At 49.8% G+C, this 23,398-nt stretch carries 21 protein-coding genes and 1 riboswitch; of the genes, 6 read left to right on the forward strand and 15 right to left on the reverse strand.

The features are described 5' to 3' along the window. Positions 1–67: 67 nt before the first annotated feature. Positions 68–988: an ABC transporter permease subunit gene (locus ACFO9Q_RS17405; protein ID WP_379184365.1), complete on the reverse strand. Its 921-nt coding sequence runs from the start codon at positions 986–988 to the stop codon at positions 68–70. Positions 989–1,260: 272 nt separating this feature from the next. After that, a complete protein-coding gene (locus ACFO9Q_RS17410; protein WP_379184601.1) occupies positions 1,261–2,646 on the reverse strand; it encodes an extracellular solute-binding protein in 1,386 nt (461 codons plus the stop codon). Between the two features lie 102 nt (positions 2,647–2,748). On the opposite strand from ACFO9Q_RS17410, the gene ACFO9Q_RS17415 reads away from it, so the two are divergent. Further along, positions 2,749–2,796: a hypothetical protein gene (locus ACFO9Q_RS17415; protein ID WP_379184603.1), complete on the forward strand. Its 48-nt coding sequence runs from the start codon at positions 2,749–2,751 to the stop codon at positions 2,794–2,796. 91 nt (positions 2,797–2,887) lie between these two features. On the opposite strand, the gene ACFO9Q_RS17420 is transcribed toward ACFO9Q_RS17415, so the two are convergent. Next, on the reverse strand, positions 2,888–3,778 hold the full coding sequence (locus tag ACFO9Q_RS17420; RefSeq protein WP_379184368.1) for a carbohydrate ABC transporter permease: 891 nt from the start codon (positions 3,776–3,778) through the stop codon (positions 2,888–2,890). Positions 3,779–4,051: 273 nt separating this feature from the next. Here ACFO9Q_RS17420 and ACFO9Q_RS17425 point away from each other — a divergent pair, with 273 nt between their 5' ends. Both ACFO9Q_RS17425 and ACFO9Q_RS17430 read left to right on the forward strand, forming a co-directional pair. After that, the gene (locus ACFO9Q_RS17425) at positions 4,052–6,310 is read left to right on the forward strand and encodes an AraC family transcriptional regulator (protein WP_379184370.1); all 2,259 of its coding nucleotides are present in this window, start codon (positions 4,052–4,054) and stop codon (positions 6,308–6,310) included. Positions 6,311–6,527: 217 nt separating this feature from the next. After that, positions 6,528–6,629, forward strand: coding sequence for a YjcZ family sporulation protein (locus tag ACFO9Q_RS17430; protein WP_379184372.1), 102 nt, complete (start codon positions 6,528–6,530; stop codon positions 6,627–6,629). An 89-nt stretch (positions 6,630–6,718) separates the two neighbouring features. Here ACFO9Q_RS17430 and ACFO9Q_RS17435 read toward each other — a convergent pair whose 3' ends face one another. The 8 genes from ACFO9Q_RS17435 to ACFO9Q_RS17470 all read right to left on the reverse strand — a co-directional run bounded on the left by ACFO9Q_RS17435 (position 6,719) and on the right by ACFO9Q_RS17470 (position 15,345). Next, a complete protein-coding gene (locus tag ACFO9Q_RS17435; protein ID WP_379184374.1) occupies positions 6,719–7,510 on the reverse strand; it encodes a Cof-type HAD-IIB family hydrolase in 792 nt (263 codons plus the stop codon). A gap of 65 nt (positions 7,511–7,575) precedes the next feature. Beyond that, entirely contained in the window at positions 7,576–8,346 is a 771-nt protein-coding gene (locus ACFO9Q_RS17440) for a pseudouridine synthase (protein WP_379184376.1), read from the reverse strand. After that, positions 8,346–9,950, reverse strand: a complete 1,605-nt coding sequence (locus tag ACFO9Q_RS17445; RefSeq protein WP_379184378.1) for an RsmB/NOP family class I SAM-dependent RNA methyltransferase — start codon at positions 9,948–9,950, stop codon at positions 8,346–8,348. Before ACFO9Q_RS17445 ends, ACFO9Q_RS17440 begins: the two co-directional genes overlap by 1 nt. A 72-nt stretch (positions 9,951–10,022) precedes the next feature. Next, the gene (locus ACFO9Q_RS17450; RefSeq protein WP_379184605.1) at positions 10,023–10,826 is read right to left on the reverse strand and encodes a GTP pyrophosphokinase; all 804 of its coding nucleotides are present in this window, start codon (positions 10,824–10,826) and stop codon (positions 10,023–10,025) included. Positions 10,827–10,846: 20 nt separating this feature from the next. Continuing rightward, on the reverse strand, positions 10,847–11,950 hold the full coding sequence (locus tag ACFO9Q_RS17455; protein ID WP_379184380.1) for a quinone-dependent dihydroorotate dehydrogenase: 1,104 nt from the start codon (positions 11,948–11,950) through the stop codon (positions 10,847–10,849). A gap of 323 nt (positions 11,951–12,273) precedes the next feature. Continuing rightward, a complete protein-coding gene (locus ACFO9Q_RS17460; RefSeq protein ID WP_379184382.1) occupies positions 12,274–13,629 on the reverse strand; it encodes a L,D-transpeptidase in 1,356 nt (451 codons plus the stop codon). A 113-nt stretch (positions 13,630–13,742) separates the two neighbouring features. Further along, positions 13,743–13,976, reverse strand: a complete 234-nt coding sequence (locus ACFO9Q_RS17465) for a ferredoxin (RefSeq protein ID WP_379184384.1) — start codon at positions 13,974–13,976, stop codon at positions 13,743–13,745. An 82-nt stretch (positions 13,977–14,058) separates the two neighbouring features. Next, positions 14,059–15,345 (reverse strand): DNA polymerase IV, encoded by a 1,287-nt coding sequence (locus ACFO9Q_RS17470; RefSeq protein ID WP_379184386.1) that lies wholly within the window; start codon positions 15,343–15,345, stop codon positions 14,059–14,061. A 197-nt stretch (positions 15,346–15,542) separates the two neighbouring features. Between ACFO9Q_RS17470 and cimA the strand changes: the two genes are divergently transcribed. Then, positions 15,543–17,159, forward strand: a complete 1,617-nt coding sequence (gene cimA / locus ACFO9Q_RS17475; protein ID WP_379184388.1) for a citramalate synthase — start codon at positions 15,543–15,545, stop codon at positions 17,157–17,159. A gap of 74 nt (positions 17,160–17,233) precedes the next feature. Here the strand turns inward: cimA and ACFO9Q_RS17480 are convergent, their stop codons facing one another. Further along, on the reverse strand, positions 17,234–18,613 hold the full coding sequence (locus ACFO9Q_RS17480; protein ID WP_379184608.1) for an amino acid permease: 1,380 nt from the start codon (positions 18,611–18,613) through the stop codon (positions 17,234–17,236). A gap of 213 nt (positions 18,614–18,826) precedes the next feature. Continuing rightward, positions 18,827–19,014, reverse strand: a riboswitch (Lysine riboswitch). Positions 19,015–19,135: 121 nt separating this feature from the next. Then, positions 19,136–19,669 carry a TlpA family protein disulfide reductase gene (locus tag ACFO9Q_RS17485; protein ID WP_379184390.1) on the reverse strand — a complete coding sequence of 178 codons (534 nt, stop codon included), beginning with the start codon at positions 19,667–19,669 and terminating at the stop codon, positions 19,136–19,138. 136 nt (positions 19,670–19,805) lie between these two features. Between ACFO9Q_RS17485 and ACFO9Q_RS17490 the strand changes: the two genes are divergently transcribed. Then, a complete protein-coding gene (locus ACFO9Q_RS17490; RefSeq protein WP_379184392.1) occupies positions 19,806–21,035 on the forward strand; it encodes an MFS transporter in 1,230 nt (409 codons plus the stop codon). Positions 21,036–21,131: 96 nt separating this feature from the next. Further along, a complete protein-coding gene (locus ACFO9Q_RS17495; RefSeq protein ID WP_379184394.1) occupies positions 21,132–21,581 on the forward strand; it encodes a Mov34/MPN/PAD-1 family protein in 450 nt (149 codons plus the stop codon). Here ACFO9Q_RS17495 and ACFO9Q_RS17500 read toward each other — a convergent pair. Together ACFO9Q_RS17500 and ACFO9Q_RS17505 are read right to left on the reverse strand one after the other, a co-directional pair. After that, the gene (locus ACFO9Q_RS17500; protein WP_379184396.1) at positions 21,555–22,289 is read right to left on the reverse strand and encodes a 3'-5' exonuclease; all 735 of its coding nucleotides are present in this window, start codon (positions 22,287–22,289) and stop codon (positions 21,555–21,557) included. The genes ACFO9Q_RS17495 and ACFO9Q_RS17500 overlap by 27 nt on opposite strands. Before the next feature lie 18 nt (positions 22,290–22,307). Further along, positions 22,308–23,378 (reverse strand): DUF294 nucleotidyltransferase-like domain-containing protein, encoded by a 1,071-nt coding sequence (locus ACFO9Q_RS17505; RefSeq protein ID WP_379184398.1) that lies wholly within the window; start codon positions 23,376–23,378, stop codon positions 22,308–22,310. Between the last annotated feature and the right edge of the window lie 20 nt (positions 23,379–23,398).

Consider the following 23,398-nt stretch of genomic DNA (forward strand, 5'->3'; position numbering starts at 1 on the left):
TGAATGAATCCAATACAACAAGCAAGTTCTTACGCCTGAATTGCTTGTTGTATTGACGTTTGTTCTCCTAAAACAAAGCACTGTCCCGGTTATATCGCTTAACTGCTTCATTGACGATAATAATGATGACAAAGTTTAGAACGGACTGATAAACCCCTACAGCAGAAGACATTCCAAATTCCTGAAGCTCAAGGAGCGCTCTAAAGGCATAAGTGTCAATCACATCCGTTTTGTCAAACAGGATTCCGTTATTGCCAATAAGCTGATAGAACATGCCGAAATCCCCCCTTGCAATACTGCTGACTTTCAGGAGAATCAGGATAATGATGGTCGGGATAAGGTACGGAACAGTAATATGCATAATTCTCTGCATCAGATTAGCCCCATCGATCTTAGCCGCTTCGTACATCTCGGAATCAATCGCCGTAATGGTAGCCAAGTAAATAACCGTACCATAACCTACAATTTTCCAAGCGCTGAAGAAGGTAAGGATATACACCCAATAGTCCGGATTGTTATACACATCAATGGGGTTCAAACCAAGTGATTTCAAGAACGTGTTAACGGCACCAAATTCATAGTTCAACAGATTATAAACAATGGCGCCAGCCACAACCCAGGAAATAAAGTACGGCAAGAAAATGGCGGATTGCAGAAACTTTTTAAAATACTTGCCGGCCAACTCAGACAAAATAATCGCAATGATAATTTCCAGGAGATTGTTTACAATCATAAAGATAAAATTGAAGATTACCGTGTTCTTCGTAATGAGCCATGCTTTGCCTGATTGGAACAGAAACTCAAAGTTGGAGAAGCCAGCCCAGGGACTTCCGAATATACCGTCCGTATACGAATACGATTTAAAGGCAATGACCATGCCCGCCATCGGTAAGTAGCTGAAAACCAAAAAAATCAGCACAGCTGGCATAATCATTAGGAACAAACTACGATTTTTGGCGATCTCGTCAAGGAATCCATGCTTTTTCAATCGATAAACCTCCTACATATGTTTTTCTATCTCGTAAACCAATCATAGTAGGAAAATTGGCTCTCGTGAACTCAACTTATAGGGAAAACTATTGCTAAATCGAACATTAACGGACTGAACATTTTATACTTCACTCGATTATTTGAACTTGATGGAGTTGATACAAAATGATACGCCTATTCATTCAATTTTTGTAATTTTTATTAAAAAAGAAGGTGTCTCTTCGTCATTTCACATGACGGTCGAGACACCAGCTTCCTTCTAACTAACCCTTACTTTTGGCTTGCAAGAAACTCATCAACCTGCTTCTGAGCTTCGGCCATTACTTTTTCGATTCCAGCCTCTTTATACTTCTGATTGAGAATCTTAACAGCCTCTTCAGCATCACCCATTGCGCCAACGCCTATTGCATTACGATATTGTTCGGAAACGTTTTTCAGAGCCGCCAGCTCATTTTTAAAATTAGTTCCATCGAATACAAAATTAAGCAGCGGATTTGTTACAGATGCTTTGTTAAAGCTCCCCAGAATATCCCCGTACTCTGCTGGCGCGTCAGCCATTACTTTATAGAGAGCAGGTGTTCTCCAGCCCCACGGACAAGCAGAGTCAGGCTTGAAGCCAGATTCGGTTCCATTCAATGTTTTTACTTTGTTGTCTTCTGTCAATTCATAGTGTGTACCTTCAATTCCGTAGGTCGTAAGGTTGAAATACTCCTCGTTGTTACGGAACAGATCCAGCATCATTAAAGCTCTTTCTGGATTTTTAGAATTTGCGTTGATTGCCATTCCGTTACCGTTATAGGAGTTAGGGAACGTCGTCTTTCCATCATACAGATTGAACAATTCAACTTTCCAGTCTGGATTCTGTTGATTTGCCAAGCCAACGTTTTGGCTCATGCTTGTCAAGTTGCCAGCCATGGCTGCACTCTTTCCGCTAAGGAAGGAGTCCGTATTCGTCGTTTTATTTGTCATAACGCTCTTCGACCAATACCCTTTATTGTTCCAATCCTGCATTTTTTTTGCGAACTCCAAGTACTCGGGCTCTGCAACATAATTGAACAGCTTGCCGGATTGATCTTTTACATCAAAAGCAATACCTGTGCTGCTCACCAATACCTTCCAGCTTTGATCAGGGATTAGGTTCATATCAAAAAGTTCGTAAGCGTTAGGACCTGCATCATAAGGAAGCATTTCTGGTTCGTTCTTCTTAATGGCATCGAGGTAATTCTCATAGTCTGCAAAGGTTTTGATTGGCGGCAGGTTATATTTCTCACGAAGATCGCCGCGCACAGCACCTACAACCATACCGAAATCTTTGTTGGAGGCAGGCATCATATACACTTTGCCTCCAACCTTAGCTTGCTCCCAAGCTTCAGCAGGCATTTCTGCCATTGTTTTTGGAGCATATTTGTTAAGCATATCCGTTGTCAATTCCATGAAAGCGCCTTTAGAGGCTTGCTCGCTGTATTTAATCCAATTCGCAGCATACACGAGGTCAAAATCTTCAGCGGTTGCGAACAGCAGCGGGTACTTCTGCGTATATTCGCCCCATGACAGGAATACGGGCTCTACCGTTGCGTTAATATCTCTCTTAAGCAACTTGTTAACTTCATCATATACGAGTGCTGTATCCTTAGGTTGATCGCCAATCAAATACATTTTCAGCTTAACTTCTTTGGAAATATCCGGAGCATCTGCATCCGTTGTATTTCCTGAAGCATCTGGTGATGCGCTAGGGCTGTTGCTAGGAGCATTGTTGCCATTGTTGCTGTTGTTGCCGCATCCTGCCACAATAATCATGATGGCTAGCAAAGCAATCAACCACGTTAAACCTCTTCTTTCCATTGTAAATCCTCCCCAATTTCTAATTAAATTTATAATAAACCGGCAATTGCCGTGTTTATCCCTTGACTGCGCCTACCGTAATCCCTTTAACAAAGTATTTCTGTACAAACGGATACAAGAGAATAATAGGTCCTGTCGCCACTACTGTCATTGCCAGCTTAAATGACTCCTTAGGCATGGCGACTACAGCTACACCAGCTTGAGCTGCAGCAGAATTGGCAAAGCTGATACTGTTAAGAATGTTATACAAAAAGTATTGTAAAGGGTACAAATCTCTAGTCTCAATAAAGAGCAGAGCGTGGTACCAGTCATTCCAATAATTTAAAGCGATGAACAGGCCAATTGTAGCAAGAGCTGGCTTGGATAGAGGCAGGATAATGGATACAAAGATTCTAAAGTCACCTGCTCCGTCAATCTTGGCTGACTCGCTTATGGCATCTGGAATAGTTGAGCTCATAAAACTTCTCATAATAATGATGTAGAAGACATTAAGCAGCATCGGCATAATGATGGCGAGCAAGGAATTTTTGAGATCCAGATAGGTAACTATGAGTACATACCAGGGTACCAACCCGCCTGAGAATAATGTCGTAAAGAAAAAATAAAAGGCAAATGCATTTCTGAAGCGAAAATCTTTGCGTTGCAGCACATATGCTGTCATTGCAGTGAGAAATAATCCAACAATTGTACCTACCAGCGTTACAATAATAGTAATGCCGTAAGATTTTAAAATTTGAGCAGGCTGCTTAAATATAAATTCATAAGAAGAAACCGAGAATGTACTTGGGATCAAGGTGTAGCCATCTCTCAGAATGGATTTCTCATCCGTGAGCGAGCCTGACAGAATTAATAGAAACGGGATAATACACAATGCCGCAAAAGATGTAATCAATAAGTAACCGATTGTGTTGAACGCGACTTTCTCCAAAGTCCACTTATTTTCCATAAAAAGCGCCCTCCATACTCTCTCTGATTGCTGCAACTGTTGTCGTTTGCTTACGTCCAATCATAGAATTTCCTGAGGTCTACTGTATACTCCAAAAACTGATTAAATGACTGTATAAATTGTTCCAAGCGCAACTGCACTTTTTATACATCCGTATACTTTTCCTATAAATACAGGCCTTACCGGCTACAGCTGTTCCACATTAATAGGGAGTATGATATAGTGTTGCTACATTATAGACACTGCTTCACATCTTGAAAGGAGCTTTATGGAATGATACAGATCAAGGGAACCAGACAGACAAATAAGCTCTATGCCAACATCTTTCTTTCATTGACCATTTGTATTATCGTGACTATGGTTTCACTGTCCTTGATTCTATATATGAATTTCGAGAAAATAACGCTGTCCAATATATATGCATCCGAGAAAAACAGCTTGTCTCAATCCAGCTACAGCGCCAAGGCGATGATGACTTCGGCAACAAATTACGCGGTGCAAATTTATTCTGACCCTCAATTCGACAAGCTTCTTTATTATGAAAAGCCTACGCCAAACGATATTAATTATTCTCTGACTCGCTTGAACACCTACTTAAATATGAACTATTTCTTCTATTCAATTTATATCTACAACAAAAACGCGAATTCGTTTTATACGCTGCCGGATACAGCCACGAGTGTCTACCAGAAGGAGTTGTTCTATGACAAGGAGGCCGTTCAGCTAATCAATCAGTTCAAAAATTATAAACGACTCACACCTATACCAAGAAAAATTCCGGTACAGGTTTCCGGGCAAGAAGGCAACTTTGCTAACGCTTACACGTTTATGTTTTACGATCTACCGGGCATGTCCAGTAATCTCGACCATGTCATTATGCTTAATATTTCTGAAAGATGGATGAAGGACACCATTCGAAATTTGGATATAAACGGTCAGGGCAGCACTTTTATTGTTGACGACAGCGGTACCTTGGTAACGAGCACAGATAAGTATTCCTTTATGACAAACCTGAGTAAAGAGTCTTATATGAAGAAAGTACTTAACGCAAATGACAATTCCGGCTATATGGTTCAGGAAGTAGATGGCGTCAAATCCCTTGTCATCTATTCCAAATACGATCCCTCCAACTGGATTTTTCTGCGTGTCCTTCCTTACGATGGAATTATGAAGCAAATCGATTCCATGAAATTCAACGTCCTTCTTGTATGCATGATTATCCTAATCATTGGTCTTGCTGTCTCCAGATCCTTATCCAGATCACTTTACAAGCCTATCGAAAGCATGCTCTCAAATATGAATCTGCTCGCTAAGGAAAAACGCGACAATCAGTTCAAGCTGAAGCAAAACTACTTGAGTAGATTAGTGCACAATTTGGGAGAAGAGAAGACTCATGATATTGAAGGCAAGCTGAAGGAGTACAATATTCAGTTCAATGCTAACACCGAGTTTATAATTCTGCTCATCAGCATAGACCGCTATCAGGATTTCAGTAATAAATTCAATTATAAGGATCGCAGCCTATTGAAATACGCTGTGATGAATATTGCTACGGAATGTCTTCAAGGAATTGCTGTTAGTGAATGTGTGGAAATGGATGAGCGAACTATTACCGTTATATTAAATGGTCACTTAAAGCCTCTGCAAGCAGACCGTAGTATGTTGGACGGAGTATTAAAGGAGATACAGGAAGCTGCAATGCATCATCTCCAGCTATCTGTGTCGATTTTTGTCAGCGAAACCGGCGACAGTCTTGCCATCCTACACGAACTGTATGAGGAAGCGCAACAATTGATGGAGAAAAAATTTATTAGTGGCTACGGCAGTATCCTCTATAGCAGTCCAGAAAACACTCAATCGGGGGACCCTTTTCATTATCCTTCAATTCAGGAAAAGTCTCTGATTGAAGTCATTAAGCTGGGAAAAGCAGAAGAAGCCAAACAACTAATTGTTGATATGTCTGCTTCCCTCAAGAATCCTACTTATCTGGTCTACAATATGTTCTTTAGCCAGCTTGCCTATACACTCTGTACAACAGCTATGACTATGGAGAAGTCCAGCGGATCTTCCTTTAAATATGATTTCCATTCCTTTATCTTTCAGCTGCATCAACAAGAGACGCTTCAGGATACGATTGCCCGTTTCTCAGAGATGATTGATGCCATTGCTATCGGCATGAGAGACCGCAAGAGCAGCAAGCACGATCATCTCATCGTAACAATTGATGGCATTATTCAGAACGATTTCTCTGATCCCGAGCTTTCCCTATACAAAATTTCGGAATCCATTGATATGTCACCGGCTTATCTAGGCCGCATTTTCAAGAAAATGACGATGAAGTCTGTCCCTGACTATCTGAATGAATACAGGATGGAGAGGGCAAAAGAAATGCTGACGGGAACCAACCTGTCGATCGAGGACATTTCACAAAAAACCGGCTACAACAACAGCACCTACTTCTACAAGGTGTTCAAGAAGTACAATGGCATTACCCCAAATGAGTATCGGCAAAATGCTCCTTCGGTGGAATAAGCCGTTATCTATCTCTACCGGACACTTGACCGGCAGATAATGATCACGATTCGCTTATGCTTCAGCCATGGCAGATGCCCAAATATACATAAACCGTGATAACTGTCCAATCGAATATGGTCGTTTCACATACTATACTGTATACCGAGCGGCGGGACATATGGTTTAGTTATAACAGCCCGGTGCCGGAAAAAATACCTTTCTAGGAGGAATTTGCATGTCCGGCGTTCATGGAGGTTACGGTGGGTACTCATCGGTAGGCTTTATCCTTGTACTTTTCATTCTTCTGGTTATCATCACCAAAGGAATCTGGTACTAATCCCTATCTAACATCTTGACAGCATACAACAACGAAGAACCGCCGAGAGCTCTCGGCGGTTCTTCGTCATGGCTGCGGCCGCCTGGACTCTAGGCAAATGCATATTCACGCAGAGCATGCTCCACGCCATCCTCTTCGTTCGACAGACTAACATATTGCGCCGATTCCTTCACGAGGTCCGGTGAGTTGCCCATAGCGATGCCTGTCCCAGCATATTGCAGCATGGAGATATCATTGTAATAGTTCCCGATCGCCATCACTCGCTGAGGGTTCAAGCCACGCAGCCGCACCAGCTGCTCGAGCGCCTTGCCCTTGCTCGCATCCGGATGCTGCACATCGATGAAGAAGTCACCACTCCGAATGGTGCTAAGCGACGAGGTTAACCTCCCCCAGTCCTGCTCCACGTCATCCATATCTTCCTTGCTGCCGAATACAGTGAACTTCACCAGTCCCGTTGGCAGTGGATCATGCTGCAGGCGAAGCTCAGGCCTAATCAGGAAACGTTCATACATCTCCTTCGCCTCAGCTGTCATTCCCTCCACAAGCATCTCGAAGGCGGTGTTCACGTCGAAGTGAACCCGCTTCACTCGGCTGTAGCTGATGAAGGCATCCAGCTGCTCAGCCGCTACTTCATATTGATGAAGGATGGACCGGCTGGCCGCATCTATCGTCGCTGCTCCGTTATGGGTAATGAGCGTCCCGCTAAGCCCCAGCTGCTCGAGCACAGGAAGCGCACTGCCAGGTCCCCTTCCGGTACACAGCACGATCTCCGCGCCTCTCTCAGCCGCTTCACGGACGGCATCCCTCGTCCGCTGCGTTAATACATGATGGTCGCTCAGCAGTGTTCCGTCCACATCAAGTGCAATCAAGTCATAATTCATACGCATCGACTCCTTTCCCCTTCTTTCCATTCAAGCAGCCAGATAATCGCTCTCCCAGTTGCTCCTCAGCGATTGCGGAGCGATTCGAGCTCCGCTTCGGTCAGCTCGCGATAGCTGCCTTCCTCTAGCCCTTCATCCAATGTGAGTGGACCCATCGCAATTCGCTGCAGGTAGATGACTTTTTTGCCAACGGCTGCGAACATTCGCTTCACCTGGTGGAACTTGCCCTCCATGATCGTAAGCTGAATTCTCGACAGCACGTCCCCAGCTTCTGCATCTCCAGCCTGCCTAACTCCCTCTTCATAGCTTACAAGCACGAGCCTGCCTGGCATGGTCACATAACCGTCATCCAGCGTCACACCCAGCGAGAAGGCCTTCACATCCTCCTCATCCACCTTGCCTAGCACGAGCGCCTCATACGTCTTCGGGACATGCTTGCGAGGAGAGAGCAGGTCATGAGCCAGCTGGCCATCATTCGTGAGCAAGAGCAGACCAACCGTATCCTTGTCCAGACGTCCTACCGGGAACGGCTCAAGGAGACGGTCCTGCGGCTCCAGCAAGTCAATGACTGTCCGATCGCGGCTGTCCTCCGTTGCCGAGATGACGCCCGGAGGCTTGTTCATTAACAAGTAGATGGTATCCCGGTAGGATACTCTCTCCCCGTCATAGGTCACCTCCGCCGCGAAGGGATCGAGCGTCAGACCGCTGTCCTTGGCCAGCTCCCCATTCACGGTAACCCGTCCTTGCTTCACCGCCTTCTTAATCTCACTCCTCGTCCCATACCCGGTATGGGCCAGCAGCTTGTCCAATCTCATCCTGTTCGTCTTCTGCACCATTATAATAACCTCCATCCGGCAGGAAGCTCATTCTTCACAATCGCTCCATCTATCTTGCCCCAGCCTATCGGATACCCGTCCGTGCATACCAGCACATGGCCCTTAGCCGGCTTCCCTTGCTCCTCCCAAGGCGTTCCATGGGTGAACAAGGTATCTCCCTTCAGATACTTCAGCGTGTCTTGATCCCTTGAGAACAAGTCGAGGGAGCGAAGCGCCTCCTCACGCCGCAGACCTAAGGCAAGCGCCCCCGAGGGGTCGAACCGGTTCGGCTTCACCTCTCCGAGATACCAGCCTGCCCGAACAACATGAAGCCCATCGAGCGGCGGGACGTCGCCAGGCTGCAGATACAGACGTGAGCCATAGCTCATATATTGCCCTTGCCAGTTCACAGCCCCTCGTATCGTCCTCTCGGCAAAAAGAGCCCAGCTCCGCATCGGATCCACCGCTTGCTGCGCGGATAGCACAGCTTGGCGGCCTCGCTCCTCCATCCGGGCACCTCTGTCACGGCGATTGTCCGGACGCTTGCTGCGCTCAGGCTGCAGGGCAGATGCAGGCAGCGTCCCTTCTGCCAGCTGCCGAAGAGCAAGCTCGTACTGCGGATGAGGCTTCGAAGCTGCAGGGGGCAGATCCGGGCCGCTCTGCTTGCTGCTCTGCTTACTGCTCTCCCCGCCGCTTCTCGTCAGCACCGCTGCATAATGGCCTTCTCCCTTGACCAGATGCGGCCATATTCGAACCGTCCCAGCCACACTGTCCCGCCCCTCGCCGGGCTCTAACGAAGATGCCCATTCCGGCTTCCCAGCTCTCCAGCCCTGTCGCAGCGGAATCGGCACTACGCGATAGTCCGTGTTACGTTCAAGGAATCTGGCGATCTGCTCCTCATTCTCCTCAGGGGAGAACGTGCAGGTGGAATAGACAAGGATTCCTCCAGGAGCGAGCATCGAAGCAGCGTGGTCAAGAATATCTCGCTGCATGGCGGAGCACTTCTGAACGGAATGCTTCTCCCACTGGGCAATCATCGAGTCGTCCTTGCGGAACATCCCTTCCCCTGAGCAAGGGGCATCGATGAGAATTCGGTCGAACCAGTCGTCGAACACCTCAGCCAACTTGACAGGCTCATCGTTCAGCACGATGGCATTGCGCACGCCGGCGAGCTCAATGTTCTTGGCGAGCGCCTTCGTACGCTCCCTCGCATTGTCATTCGAGACGAGCACACCGCTCCCTTGCAGCTTCGCTGCAATCTGAGTGGACTTGCCGCCCGGCGCCGCACACAGATCGAGGACACGATGTCCAGGCTGCACGTCCAGCAGTTCAACCGGAGCCATGGCGCTCGGCTCCTGCACATAATAGAGACCCGCATGATAATGCGGATGCTTGCCTGGGCGATGCCCCTCATCATAATAGAGCCCCTCCGCTGCCCACGGAATAGGCTCCGCTCCTTCGGCTATTGGGGAGAGTGCCTGCCACTCCTCCGCACTCAGCTTCAGCCCGTTCACCCGAAGTCCGTATACGCGCGGCGCCTCATAGGACGCCATGAAGGCATCGAACTCCTCCCCCAGCAGCTGCCTCATCTTCTCTACGAATCTATCTGGCAGATCTATCGCCATGATGGTCTCCTCCCCTTGCGATGCATGCAGCTGACGTATTGCTCATTGAGATCAATACGAAAGGGCAGCCATCTAGGACTGCCCGCTCTTCTTCGCTCTATGAATAGCATTCTGTATCTCACTTGACAGCTGCTTCAGGCCGAACAGGTCTTCCTTCTCCCATAGCTCGTTGAACTTCAATTGGAATTGCGCCGCTTCCCTGATGCGGTGGTAGAAGTACAGGTCCTGTATATCTCCAAGCACCTTGGATACGACATTCGAGCGTTCCTCGAAGTCCACCTGTGCATCCAGAATCTCATGCCGGATCGAGGACATCTCCGTATCCAGCTGGAACGCCGCTTCTGCCGCCTTCTTCAGCCGCTCTCTCACCTCATCAGGCAGGCTCTCCTTATACTTATAGTTAAGGGAATGCTCGATGGTCGCCCAGAAGTTCATCGCAAGTGTACGAATCTGAATCTCAGCCAGCACGTTCTTCTGTCCCAGCGCGGTCTGCACCGGATATTCCACGATCATATGGTAGCTGCGGTAGCCGCTGTCCTTGTAGTTCGTAATGTAATCCTTCTCATAGACGAGCGACAGATCCTTGCGCGTACGAATGAGTCCGGCTACCCGGTGTATATCATCCACGAACTGACACATAATGCGAATTCCGGCAATGTCTTCAATACCTGTCTCGAGCTGATCAGGGGGCACGTTCAAGCGCTTAGCCTTCTCCAGCACGCTGGACACCTTCTTCACCCGGCCGGTAACGAACTCTATAGGAGCATATGCTTCTCTCATCTTCAGCTCGACTCTCAGCGTCTTCAGCTTCACCTTCAGTTCCTCAACCGCTTGTTCATAGGGTTGGAGGAATAGGTTCCAATCTCTACCGTCCATCCGGCCGCCTCCTGTTCCATTCATCGGTGATCTGCCCCTACCGCCTCCGTCAGATTGCGGTATCCGTCTCGTTGCAGCAGCTGCTTCAGCCCTGCTGTCATTTCTCTTAGGACGCCAGGTCCCTTATAGATTAATGCCGTATAGATCTCCACGAGCGATGCTCCTGCGCGGATTTTATCGTATGCGTCTTCAGCTGTGAAAATACCTCCAGAACCAATAATTGGAAGAGTTCCACCCGTCTGTTGATAGATCGCACGAATAACGTCTGTCGAGCGCTCCCGGAGAGGCTTGCCGCTAAGTCCACCCGCTTCACCGGCATGACTGTGGGTTAAGCCTGTCCGAGAGAGCGTAGTATTCGTCGCAATGATGCCAGATACGCCGCTCTCTTGTATCGTATGAACCGTAAGCTCAAGTTGTGCATCCGTCATGTCCGGTGCAATCTTCACAAGCACGGGCTTGACTGGCTCGCCTCTGCCCTGCTTGGCAGCTTGTACAGCCATCTCTTCCTTCACGGCATGTAGGAGCGTTCTTAATTCATCTCCATGCTGCAAGGCGCGCAGATCCGGCGTATTCGGCGAGGAGATGTTGACGACGAAGAAGTCACCGTGCGTATACAGCTGCCGAATGCAAGCCTGGTAATCCTCATGTGCCAGCTCATTAGGCGTCGTCTTGTTCTTCCCAATGTTGACTGCAATCGGAATGCGGCGAATGCGTCGCTGAGCCAGCTTCGCCGCCATCTGTTCAGCCCCCTGGTTATTGAAGCCCATTCGATTAATGAGCGCTTCATCCGGCGGAAGACGGAACAGCCGGGGGAGCTCGTTGCCCGCTTGTCCGACTGGGGTTACCGTCCCTACCTCGGCGAAGCCGAATCCGATCGAGGAGAAGCCGTCTGCGGCGACTCCATTCTTATCTAGACCTGCAGCAAGTCCAATCGGATGCGGGAAGGACAGGCCGAACAGATTCATCTGAAGCTCAGGGGATTCGTTCACTCCGTACAAGGAATGAAGCATACCGGTCATTCCCGGAATCCGTCCTGCCGTATGTAAGCCGTCTATGACCAGATGATGAGCCTTCTCCGGATCCATTTGGAATAGCAGCGGCTTGAGTAATGAGGTATAAAGCAAGTGACACACTCCGTTCTACGTGTTAGTTCTATCGAACAGTGTATCTTTTTTGACGCAAAAAGAAAAGAGCCCTGCCCCGAGGGGAAGAGCTTCTCATACTTGCAGGAGGCTGGGTAAACGGTTACAATGTGACTATTCCAACTCTATTGTGAAGAAAGGTTGATCGCCCGTGAGCACTGCCAAACGCATGCCTCCCGCTCGGAAAACAAAACCTAAAGACGAAGTCAACAAAAAAGCATTAATCTGGATCGGCTCTATCGCTGGTGTTATCATTATTGCGATCTCAGCACTTCTCATCATTAATCAATAACGATATATAATGATTAAGTTAACCAGCGATATAACTTACCGGGATTGCTCTCTGTCCGCCTAGGCTCCAGCTTGAACCTCTTCGCTGATGCACCTGAATCGGAAGGGAGCGTCCCGTTCCTGATCCTTACCTCTGTTCCAAGAGGCACGATATCGTATAGCTCCTCCAAGTCCTCTCGCAGCATCCGAACGCAGCCCTTGGAGTTGTCCTCTCCGATGCTATCCGGTTCATCTGTGCCGTGAATGGCATAGAGACTGTTCGACAGTGTCATTCCTCTGCTCCCGTAAGGCCCTTCATCCGTTCCATTCGGATTCTTCACCTTCTCACTGATGCGGAACTTGCCCTCGGGCGTGCGATCCCCGCCAAGACCAACCGGATAGCTCCGAATGATAATATCACCGCTGACGACAGCCAGCCTGTGCGTATCCTTATCGACGATAATAGCAAGCGGCCCAGTCAGGTAGTGCTCTGAGATCTGCGAAGCAGCGCTGCTGCCTGGCTGCTCTTGTCCCGCCTTCCCGCCGGTACCGGCTTGCGCATCCTCCCTCAGCTTCATCTGCTGCAGGACAGTGGCGAACATAGCCTGCATGCCTGGTGCTTCACCCGCCATCACATTCAGCGGATAGCTCTTCATGAGATCCCCCAGCTTAACCGGCCAACGGCCGTATAGACTGTGATATTGATAGATAGCACTGCTAAGGGTGAGCCTATCCTCTTGCTCTCTGCTCCACTTCTGTACGGCCTCATATGCGCTCCTTGCATCGGAAGGCTGGCAATGGCACAGCTTCTCATCATACATCTTCAAGGTGAAGACTCCGCCCTCATTCGTTCTCCTGGCCGACATCAGTACCCTAGTCCTTCCTGTCCACTTCCGCCAGCCCTCCTCTTCCTCCAGCCTCACAGCAATGGACCATACCGGCTGATCAGGAGCAGAGAGGATGGCCTGCCAAGCTTCTCCGATTGGACGAGTCTGCCCGTATGGGAGGAGCCACACCCCAGTCTGCTTCCAACCCTCCCCCTGCTCGGCTGTCATAACCTCATCCTTACTGCCAGGTGTATTCGTGAAGGAGGGTCCCCACAGGACGATCAATAAGAGTACCAAGGCAAGCCCCGCTGCTCTCGAAGCCAGCCTTCTATGGCGCTGTCGTCTTGCCCAAGCCCGTACGAGCACTTCCGGCTCACCGGCAAGCGGATGACGCTTCTGTTCGAAGGCTTCATAGACTTCACCTGCCTGCAGGAAGCAGTAGTTCGCCTTCGCTTCCTTATTAAGCGCCACATACTGCTTGCCGAGCAGATACCAGGCCATCTGGTTATCCGGATGCCTCTTCACATATTGCTTGAGGTATAGATTCTCATGGGGTGTCTCCATGTCTCCGCCTCCTTATGAATCCGTTCTATTCACATTATCGGTCAGGAAGACATAGTTGAAGAGCCTCCCTTCTATGCAGCTGCATAGAAGGAAGGCTCTTAGGTGTGCTCTTATTAGTTGAACGGCACGTCTGCAATCTTAATTGAATCAGTCGGACAACCGTCGCAAGCATCCTGTAGATCGTCGAACAGATTCTCAGGAATTTCCTTGACGCCTAGATTGCCGTCGCCATCGAAGATTACTTCAGCCAAGCCTTCATCATCGTAGTCATAGATATCTGGAGCTGTTGCTCCGCATGCTCCGCACGCGATGCAAGTGTCTTTGTCTACATACGTGAACTTACCCATGGATTTCCCTCCCCTTATGAAGTAGAAGTATAACTCCCCAAGTACAGCAAGCAGTGACTTGCTCTACCTTTATTGTAAACCTTCATTCATCAATATATAACAAATCATCATCCTTTTGCAAGGATGTCCCGCGAATTCTCTTATTCCTAATTAAGGTCGAAGGATCGTCGCCAAGCATGCCTGCCGTTAGAACGGCGTCTTCACCGAACTTGTCTCTTAGCAGATCCATTGCCTTCGTGAGCGCCTCCTTGCGCGGCTGCTCTTCATAGCTGAAGAGGTCGAGCTGCACCGCTGTCTCTTCCTTCAGCGTGAGGCTCTGCAGCGTAATGCCCAGCAGCCTGACCGGATCCCCAGCATGCCAGTGCTTGTCGAACAGTCGGCAGGCTTCCTGATAGATCTGATCGGCCGAATCGGTCGGCGCTCTGAACGTATGAGAGCGTGAATACGTCGTCATATCCGGACGCCGGATTGTAATCTGAACGACCCGAGCCATGAGCTTCTGATGCCTGAGCCTGCGGCCGGTCTGGTCCGCAAGATTCAGCAGCACCCGATAGGCGGCATCCCGCTCTGTAACGTCGGCAGGGAGTGTAGTTGTATGTCCGATAGACTTGTTCGGCTCGTGGCCTCCATTAACGGGGGAGTGGTCTATGCCATGCGCCGCCTTCTTCATCCAAGTTCCCATGACGCCGAACTGCTTCAGCAGGAGTGGCTCCTCTGCCGCTGCAAGCTGGCCTATCGTCTGGATATTGAGTCGCTTCAGCTTCTCGGCTGTCTTGCGGCCGATACCGAACAATTGGTCGCAAGGCTTAGGCCATAGCAGCTGCGGAACATCCCGGATGCGCAGCACCGTGAGCCCGCTTGGCTTATGCATATCAGAAGCCATCTTCGCGAGCAGCTTGTTCGGCCCAACGCCGATGGAGCAAGGAAGCAGCAGCTCGGACAGCACTCTCTCCTGCAAGACGGCTGCGATATCCAGAGGCGTTCCGAATATTTTCGAACCGGTTATATCCATGTAGCACTCATCGATCGAGGTCGCTTCCACGAGCGGGGTATATTGCCTTGCGATGTCCATGAATCCGCGGGAATACTTGCGATACAGATGGAAGTCCGGCCGAATCAGGAGCAATCCAGGACAGATCCGGGTCGCTTCCCGAACGGTCATGCCTGTCTTGATGCCCAGCCTCCGCGCAACGTAAGAGCATGTGACGATAATGCCCTTGCGGAGCTCCGTACTGCCTGCTACTGCAGTCGGCTTGCCCTTGTACAGCTCAGGCTCCTCTGCCTCATGAACCGAACAATAGAAGGCATTCATATCAATATGAAGAATAACTCGGCCTCTAGCCGGATAATATTCAGTAGACTGACTCATGCTTGTTCACCACCTAATGTGTACGAGGGTGTCGTCCTGACCCCCTCAGCATACCCGACCCCCTATCGGCGGTCAACCTGAGCCTATTGCTCGCCCAAAAAAATTGGCATCCCGCTCTCTACAATCCTAGCTACAAGTGTTATAATAGGAAATTATGATTGTTTGGATGCAGGAATTGATGAGGAGGCTTCCCGATAATGACTACGAACATCTCGATCTTTGATACGACGCTGCGTGACGGCACACAAGGCGAAGGAATCTCCCTCTCAGCAGACGATAAGCTGAAAATTGCGCAGAAGCTCGACGCTCTAGGCGTTCATTATATTGAAGGCGGCAATCCTGGCAGTAACAACAAGGATATTGAATTTTTCCAACGGGTGAAGTCCTTGAATCTATCTGCTAAGATTACCGCCTTCGGAAGCACTCGGCGCAAGAACTCACTGGCTGAGCAAGATTCAAGTCTGCTCCGTATTGTTGAATCCGGCGTTCCTGCCGCTACGCTGGTCGGTAAGTCATGGGACTTCCACGTACATACCGCGCTCGGAACGACACTTGAAGAGAACCTCTCCATGATCTACGATTCTATCGCTTATCTGAAGCACAATCAGGTGGAAGCGCTGTTCGATGCCGAGCACTTCTTCGACGGCTACAAGAACAATCCCGAATATGCGCTCGCTGTCCTTCGCAAGGCACAGGAAGCCGGAGCAGACTGGCTGGTGCTCTGTGATACGAACGGCGGGACCTTGCCTGGAGAGATTCACGAGATCGTCTCCCTCGTCCGCAGAGAGCTAAGCGTAGAGATCGGCATCCATACGCACAATGACTGTGAGCTTGCGGTTGCGAATGCTCTGGCCGCGGTACAGGCAGGTGCCCGCCAGATTCAAGGTACCATTAACGGTTACGGCGAGCGGTGCGGGAACGCCAACCTCTGCTCCATTATTCCCACCCTTCAGCTCAAGATGAATTATCCTTGTCTGCAGGAGGAGCAGCTCCGCTCCCTGACGAGTACAGCAAGGTACGTCAGTGAGATTGCGAATGTGAACATGCCGGTCGGTCAGCCTTATGTCGGCAATGCAGCGTTCGCACACAAGGGCGGCATTCACGTCTCCGCGATTATGAAGGATTCGAAGACGTATGAGCACATTCAGCCGGAGCTGGTTGGCAACAAGCAGAGAATACTCGTATCTGAGCTTGCTGGTCAGAGCAACATCATATCCAAGGCTCAGGCGCTTGGACTAGATGTGAACGCGAATAACGACAAGACGAAGGCGATTATGGATCGAATTAAGGATCTTGAGCATCAGGGCTACCAGTTCGAAGGGGCGGACGCTTCCATGGAGCTGCTGCTGCGCGAAGCGTTCGGGGAAGAGCCGAAGGAAGTGTTCCGGGTCGAATCCTTCAAGATGCTGGTTGAGAAGACCGTTCATGGCTTAATTACGGAAGCCATTGTCAAGATTCATGTCGGCGGCCAGCAAGTATATACGGCTGCGGAAGGGAACGGCCCGGTCAATGCGCTCGACAACGCGCTGCGCAAGGCGCTCGTCCAGTTCTATCCGAACATCGAGAATATTCATCTTACGGATTATAAGGTTAGAGTCATTGATGAGAAGGATACGACGGCCGCGAAGGTTCGCGTGCTCGTGGAATCATCCAATAGGGATAATACGTGGAGTACGGTCGGAGTATCCAGCAATGTGATCGAAGCGAGCTGGGAAGCACTAGTTGATTCTATTCGTTATGCCCTTCTTGGCACCGCTAAGATAGACTCCCTTCCTTCTGATCCGCTCGAGCGATTAGGACTCGTGAACCATTAATAGAGATGATTAGTTAACTTAAAAAGTCGTGGACCCAGCTGCAACTGGATCCACGACTTTTTGTTATGTGCCGCCTATTCTTCTTCGAACTTGCAGTCCTTCAGATCGACAACCTTCGTCCGCTTCGTAATCTTGTACCCAAGCCAGATGACAAGGAAGACCGGTACACCCAAGTAGGTGGCTATCAGGCTCTCCCAGTTCAAGCTATCCGCTGTGAAGATGCCGTAGCCTTGACCAACGATAACGATCAGACAGACAATGATTGCGAAGATGGGGCCGAACGGATACCACTTCGCACGATACGGAAGATCGCTCAGCGCGTTGCCTTGAATCATATAGGCCTTGCGGAACCGGTAATGGCTAATGGCAATGCCCAGCCAGGCGATGAAGCCAGTCATGCCCGATGCGCTAAGCAGCCAGATATACACCTGTCCGTCCCCATACAGCGATGCGAAGAAGGCAAGCATGCCGATCGCTGCTGTCAGCATCAGCGCATGGATAGGAACTCCCCTCTTGTTCAGCTTGGCGAATAGCTTAGGGGCCTTGCCCTCCTTCGCCAGCACCCACAGCATGCGGGTAGAGGCATACATGCCAGAGTTGCCTGCAGACAGCACGGATGTGAGGATGACGGCATTCATGACGGATGCTGCGAAGGCAAGTCCTGCCTTCTCGAACACGAGGGTGAACGGGCTCATCAGGATGCTGTCGCTCGCCAGATTCTCATTCGTATAAGGAATGAGCAGACCTATAACGAGGATGGCGAGAATATAGAATAGCAGGATGCGCCAGAATACTTGCTTGATTGCTTGAGGGACCGTCTTCTGCGGGTTCTCGCTCTCCCCTGCTGCAATGCCTACGAGCTCAGTCCCCTGGAATGAGAATCCAGCTGCCATGAACACGCCGAGAACCGCCCAGAACCCGCCATGAATCGGTCCGCCGTCAATCGTGAAGTTCTGGAAGCCAACCGCATCTCCCGTGAATACCCCCATAATCATGAGCAAGCCGACCCCTAGGAACACAATAACTGTGATGACCTTAATCATGGAGAACCAGAATTCCGACTCTCCATAGCCCTTAACGGATAAGAGGTTGAGTCCGAGCATCAGCAGCAGGAATAAGGCACTCCATAGGATAGACGGGCTGTCTGGCAGCCAGAACTTGATGAGCAGCGTAGCTGCGACAAGCTCAGCCGCAATCGTAATTGCCCAGTTATACCAGTAATTCCACCCTAGAGCGAAGCCTAACGACGGATCGACGAATCTGGAGGCATAGGTGCTGAAGGAGCCCGACACGGGCATCTTAGCTGCCATCTCTCCCAAGGAAGTCATTAAGAAGTAGACCATAATGCCGATAGCCAGATAGCCGATTAGAGCCCCGCCGGGACCCGCCGAATGAATTGCCCCTCCGCTTGCCAGGAACAATCCTGTTCCAATGGATCCGCCGATTGCAATCATAGACAGATGACGTGCCTTCAGCCCTCTTCGAAGGACGCTCTGTTGTGCAGCCCCTGCATCAGGCTTGCTGCGGTAGATAGAATGATCGTTGTGTGATGACATGATGTTCGTACACTCCTAATAATGTAAGGTTAATAGCCATATAAAAAAAAGAAACCGCCAGGAATCTAATCTTCCAAGGCGGCTTCTCATCAATCAACACCATATACCTTCCATGAAGATAGCTCAACACACGAGCCTTAAGCCCATGTGACAGTTCTGCACCTTATCGTATGCAGCCCCAGCCATCCGTCCAAGAGAAGAACGGAATGCTTCGGCGGTATTGCCTTTCCTCCGTTATCCATGGTGTCTCTAACACCTCACCCGGAATACTCATCAAGCCCGCGACCTCTACCTCATCGAATCGTAATGATGAGGGTTACTTATTCAATTCATGTGTGAACGTCCAAGCTACACTATAGCCGAGCAGCCGACCCCTTCGCAAGTAACAATATGTGGAACCGTACAGCCAGAGCCGCTCCTCTACAGCCACTTCTCGATGAGGCGCTCCCATTCCTCGATCGTAATGACGCCATTCACCCGTTCGCGAATCATGCCATTCTCATCAATAAGGAAGCTCGTTGGAAAATTATTCACCTTGAACTTCTTCGTCATTGCCCCTTCGCGGTCCATCAGAATCGGGAATGTGAATTCATGCTCCTTCACAAATTCTCTCGCGGAGCGCTCCTTGTCATAGCTTGTAGCGTTGAGCCCAAGCAGCTGCATTCTATCCCCGTACTTCAGGTGCAGCTCCTGAAGGTCCGGTGCTTCAAGCTCGCAAGGGCCGCACCAGGAAGCCCAGAAGTTGACGAAGGTCAGCTTCGATTGCTTGCCGCCTATTGAATAAGTCTGTTCATCAAGCCCAGGAAGCTGTTGAGCAGCTACGGTGCTGCCAGGCTTCGGCTTGAAGTCTGCAGAGGCAGTCGTAGCTGAAGCAGAGTCGCGCGCCATATATTGGTACACTCCCAGCCCTGCAAGCAATACAGCTACGATTAGAAAAGAAACTGCGCGGTTCATAGGTAAGTCATCCCTTCTACTGCTGTTCGCGTCATTGTGAATGTGCCTTACATGTTACCATGAGGAGAATGGATGCTCAAGCAGCTGGGCACATTAGCCATGAAACCGTCACGATTAATGAAGGGGACGAATCTGAATGGCAGCAGACCGCAAGCAATCAGCAACTGATTCCAAGAGCAAGGGGCTTCAATATGCCGCCTTCGCCTCTGTTCCCCTCGTTCTCGTACTAGGCAACTCTATGCTTGTTCCCATCCTTCCCGATATGGCGAAGCAGATGAAGCTTAGCGAGCTTCAGGCTAGCTTGGTTATTACGATATTTTCGGTTGCCGCCGGCCTTTTCATACCTATTACAGGTTATTTGTCCGATCGCTACAAGCGTAAGTTCATTATCATCCCTTCCCTGGCAGTGTACGGAGCGGCTGGCGTGCTTGCCGGCTTCGGAGCCCTATGGCATTCCTACCCGATTCTTATTGCCTCCAGAGCTCTACAAGGGCTCGCTGCAGCAGGAACCTCCCCCATTGCTATGGCCTTGGTCGGAGATATATATAAGAGTGAGGCCAGTGAAGCGCTAGGATTAATTGAAGCTTCGAACGGCTTCGGCAAGGTCATTAGCCCTATCCTTGGGTCCTTGCTTGCGTTAATCATATGGTATGCGCCCTTCTTCGCTTTCCCTATATTCTGCGCGGCTTCCCTGCTTGCTGTACTCTTCCTAATTAAGGAGCCTAAGGATGATAAGAAGAAGGTGCCTCTGCCCGAATACCTTCAAGGAATTAGAGGGGTGTTCCGAGACAATGGCAGGTGGCTGCTGCCTGCATTCGCTTCCGGCGCGCTTGGCTTATTCATCCTGTTCGGGGTGCTGTTCTACTTGTCTGACACGTTGGAGAAGGCCCCCTATTCCATTGACGGTGTCGCTAAGGGAGGGCTGCTGGCCATTCCACTGTTAGGCCTTGTCATTACAGCCTTACTCACCGGACGTTCCATTAAGAACAATGGCAGAATGATGCGTACCCTTATGCTTGTTGGACTGGCTATCATGACGATAACCTTAACTGGGGCAGCATTCAGCTATCGTATCATGCCTCTGCTCATTGGACTGTTGACGTTCAGCAGCGTCGGAACAGGACTATTGCTTCCCTGTCTGAATACGTTAATTACGAGCTCCGTGGAACGAGCTCAGCGAGGGATGATTACTTCCTTATATAGCTCCTTACGCTTCTTCGGAGTGGCTCTCGGTCCACCGTTATTCAGCTGGCTGGGAGATGTGTCGGTGCTTGTATTGTTCAGTGTCGTAGTCCTGCTATCGGCTTCAGCCTTCGTACTCGTGCGTCAGCTCATTCATCCTGCAGACCAGCTCAAGCAGTCATAGTGGATTAGGCTATGACTATTCCATTGACTCACGTCTAATTCTGCTCGCTCAGCCTGTCCCTATCTCGTATACTTATATTAGGAGGGATTAGCGCAGATGAATGAGCAACCAATGAACCAGGCTGCTGCAGCCATTACAGAACATGCCTATAAGAAGCTGATTACAGCTTGCCAGCAAGCTTATCCAGATGAAGCTTGCGGAGTGCTCGTTCAAGATGCAAGGAATGGACCGCTTATTACCGATGTCATCCCAATTCAGAATGCCTCACCTCATCGCCAGCGTCACTTCAGCTTCGATCCAGCCGAATGGATTGAAGTGTATTACCGCATACAAAAAAACCGACAAACCATTGTCGGCATGTATCATTCCCATCCTGCGACTGCTGCAAAACCCTCCCCAGCAGATCTGAGAGGCGCGCTTCCTATGGATGGTTGTTCCTATTGGATTGTGTCGCTCACAGAGCTTAATAACCCTTCATTATCCTGCTACCAGATTAGTACGAGGAATGGTCTTATTCCTCTAATGCTTGCTAAGATACGCGTATAAGTCACCTAGAGTGGTAATATTGCGTTCAAGGATGAGATGAATGTAGGTCTGCCATAGCTTAGCCGTCATTATAGAATCTTCAAGGGCATGATGCCGCGTCGTAATCGGAATGCCATTCTCCTCCAGCAGCTCATCCAGGCCATATGAACCTCGCTTGGGCTGCAGCCACTTGGCAATTAGAATCGTATCCAGCACACGATGGTTCAGATTGACCTTGGATGTCCTCCATAAGGCCGCGTTAAGGAATTGCTTATCATGCCCAGAAGCATGGGCCACGAGCAGCCGCTTGCCAATGAATTCCATAAAGTCATGAAGCACCTGCATAAGGTCCGGCGCATCTTCGACCATATCATTCGTAATGCCCGTTAGCTCTACGATATGCTTAGGTATTCTCCGCTTCGGATTAACTAAGCTGTAGAAGGTCTTCTCTTCTTGCAGCTCTGCGCCGCGAAGCACAACCGCGCCGAACGAGATAATCTCGTCTCCATTCGAGGGGTAAAAGCCTGTAGTCTCCAGGTCGAAGACGACAACTTCCAACTCTTGCAGCGGCGTATCCAGCATAGATTGCTTGCGCTGCTCCTTATTCACCGAGCGGATGAAGGCCATCTGTTGAGCATTCTGTGAACCTAACATCGATGCAATGGCCGGAGTGAAGCCACCCATCTTATATAGACTCCACATCCGCCCTACTCCCTTTTGTTCCTTCAATAGCTATCACCGCCTTACCTAGAGCCTTCCGATCGTCTGCTTATAGATCTTGCGCTGCAGCTTCTTGCCGACGCGGAGACCGCTCTTCAGTTCATCAATCATTTCCTTGCTCATGTTGTGACTATGCAGCTTACCGTTGTTCGCATATAGCTTCCCATCATAACGTTCGGTCGTCATTAGCCTCAGCCTCAAGAAGAAGCGGAAGGCATGCACGTATGAAGCGGCTTCCTCTGCAGTAATCTTACCGGCACGCTTCAAGGATTCAATACGGTCGAGTGTAGAGGTCTCCCTCATTCCGCTCTGAATCGCCAGCAATCGAACGGCATTCACCATAGGAATATAAGCGCCATACTTAATATCCAAGCTGCCAGCATCTTCGCCGTACTGCTCCTTCAGCAGCTGTCCGAACACACCTATGAGCACCTTGTGGCGCATCGTGTTGTCCAGCATGCGCTTCACAATAATCGGATGATTGAGCATGTCGCCATAATAATGATCCTTCAGGAGAATGAGTAAGGATGCCTCTCCATAGACACAGCGTCCATCCGCAACGATGAGCAGATAGCGCACGGCCTCCCATACGGGATCATCGAACCAGCTGTCCAGCTTCGTTGTCCAATCCGTTACGGACATACACCATTCGGGATTACTGCTTAGTACATTGCCTTCACAAGGCGGGTAGCCGACAATCTGCAAGTACTGAACGATGAGCTCTGACAGCTCATAATAATAAGTCTTAATGTCTTCAGCTTGCACAGATGATTCGGAATCATCATAGATAAGTCCGCTGTCTTGATCGCTCGATAAGGTCTGCTCTAATCGACCGCCGCTGCCGAACAATACATAAGCATAAGGCACGGGGGGAGAACCCTTCCCCAACCGTGCCATTTCTGCTTCTGCGAGTCGTATCGTACGCTTGATAATTGCGTCATGCGCCTCGTTTAGCTGTTCATTGAATTGTTCGACAGGACGTGATCCCAGGAGAGCTTCCATTCGCTCGTGCATCTGATCCCGCAAGCTGCGCAAGCCTTCGGCATGATCGGCGGCGCCAATCTGCTTAAGTAGCTGCACACGTACCGGATCCCCCATACTCGCGTCCTCTCCCCTCA

The sequence above is a fragment of the Paenibacillus sp. GCM10023252 genome (genome assembly GCF_042653305.1).
GTDB lineage: Bacteria > Bacillota > Bacilli > Paenibacillales > Paenibacillaceae > Pristimantibacillus.

Bases quoted from the DNA above. Each gene is read 5' to 3' on its own strand.
- ACFO9Q_RS17410 (WP_379184601.1), bottom strand. From the start codon at position 2,646: ATGTATTTGATTGGCGATCAACCTAAGGATACAGCACTCGTATATGAT.
- ACFO9Q_RS17420 (WP_379184368.1), bottom strand. From the start codon at position 3,778: ATGGAAAATAAGTGGACTTTGGAGAAAGTCGCGTTCAACACAATCGGT.
- ACFO9Q_RS17425 (WP_379184370.1), top strand. From the start codon at position 4,052: ATGATACAGATCAAGGGAACCAGACAGACAAATAAGCTCTATGCCAAC.
- ACFO9Q_RS17430 (WP_379184372.1), top strand. From the start codon at position 6,528: ATGTCCGGCGTTCATGGAGGTTACGGTGGGTACTCATCGGTAGGCTTT.
- ACFO9Q_RS17435 (WP_379184374.1), bottom strand. From the start codon at position 7,510: ATGAATTATGACTTGATTGCACTTGATGTGGACGGAACACTGCTGAGC.
- ACFO9Q_RS17440 (WP_379184376.1), bottom strand. From the start codon at position 8,346: ATGGTGCAGAAGACGAACAGGATGAGATTGGACAAGCTGCTGGCCCAT.
- ACFO9Q_RS17445 (WP_379184378.1), bottom strand. From the start codon at position 9,950: ATGGCGATAGATCTGCCAGATAGATTCGTAGAGAAGATGAGGCAGCTG.
- ACFO9Q_RS17450 (WP_379184605.1), bottom strand. From the start codon at position 10,826: ATGGACGGTAGAGATTGGAACCTATTCCTCCAACCCTATGAACAAGCG.
- ACFO9Q_RS17460 (WP_379184382.1), bottom strand. From the start codon at position 13,629: ATGGAGACACCCCATGAGAATCTATACCTCAAGCAATATGTGAAGAGG.
- ACFO9Q_RS17465 (WP_379184384.1), bottom strand. From the start codon at position 13,976: ATGGGTAAGTTCACGTATGTAGACAAAGACACTTGCATCGCGTGCGGA.
- ACFO9Q_RS17470 (WP_379184386.1), bottom strand. From the start codon at position 15,345: ATGAGTCAGTCTACTGAATATTATCCGGCTAGAGGCCGAGTTATTCTT.
- cimA (WP_379184388.1), top strand. From the start codon at position 15,543: ATGACTACGAACATCTCGATCTTTGATACGACGCTGCGTGACGGCACA.
- ACFO9Q_RS17480 (WP_379184608.1), bottom strand. From the start codon at position 18,613: ATGATTGCAATCGGCGGATCCATTGGAACAGGATTGTTCCTGGCAAGC.
- ACFO9Q_RS17485 (WP_379184390.1), bottom strand. From the start codon at position 19,669: ATGAACCGCGCAGTTTCTTTTCTAATCGTAGCTGTATTGCTTGCAGGG.
- ACFO9Q_RS17490 (WP_379184392.1), top strand. From the start codon at position 19,806: ATGGCAGCAGACCGCAAGCAATCAGCAACTGATTCCAAGAGCAAGGGG.
- ACFO9Q_RS17495 (WP_379184394.1), top strand. From the start codon at position 21,132: ATGAATGAGCAACCAATGAACCAGGCTGCTGCAGCCATTACAGAACAT.
- ACFO9Q_RS17505 (WP_379184398.1), bottom strand. From the start codon at position 23,378: ATGGGGGATCCGGTACGTGTGCAGCTACTTAAGCAGATTGGCGCCGCC.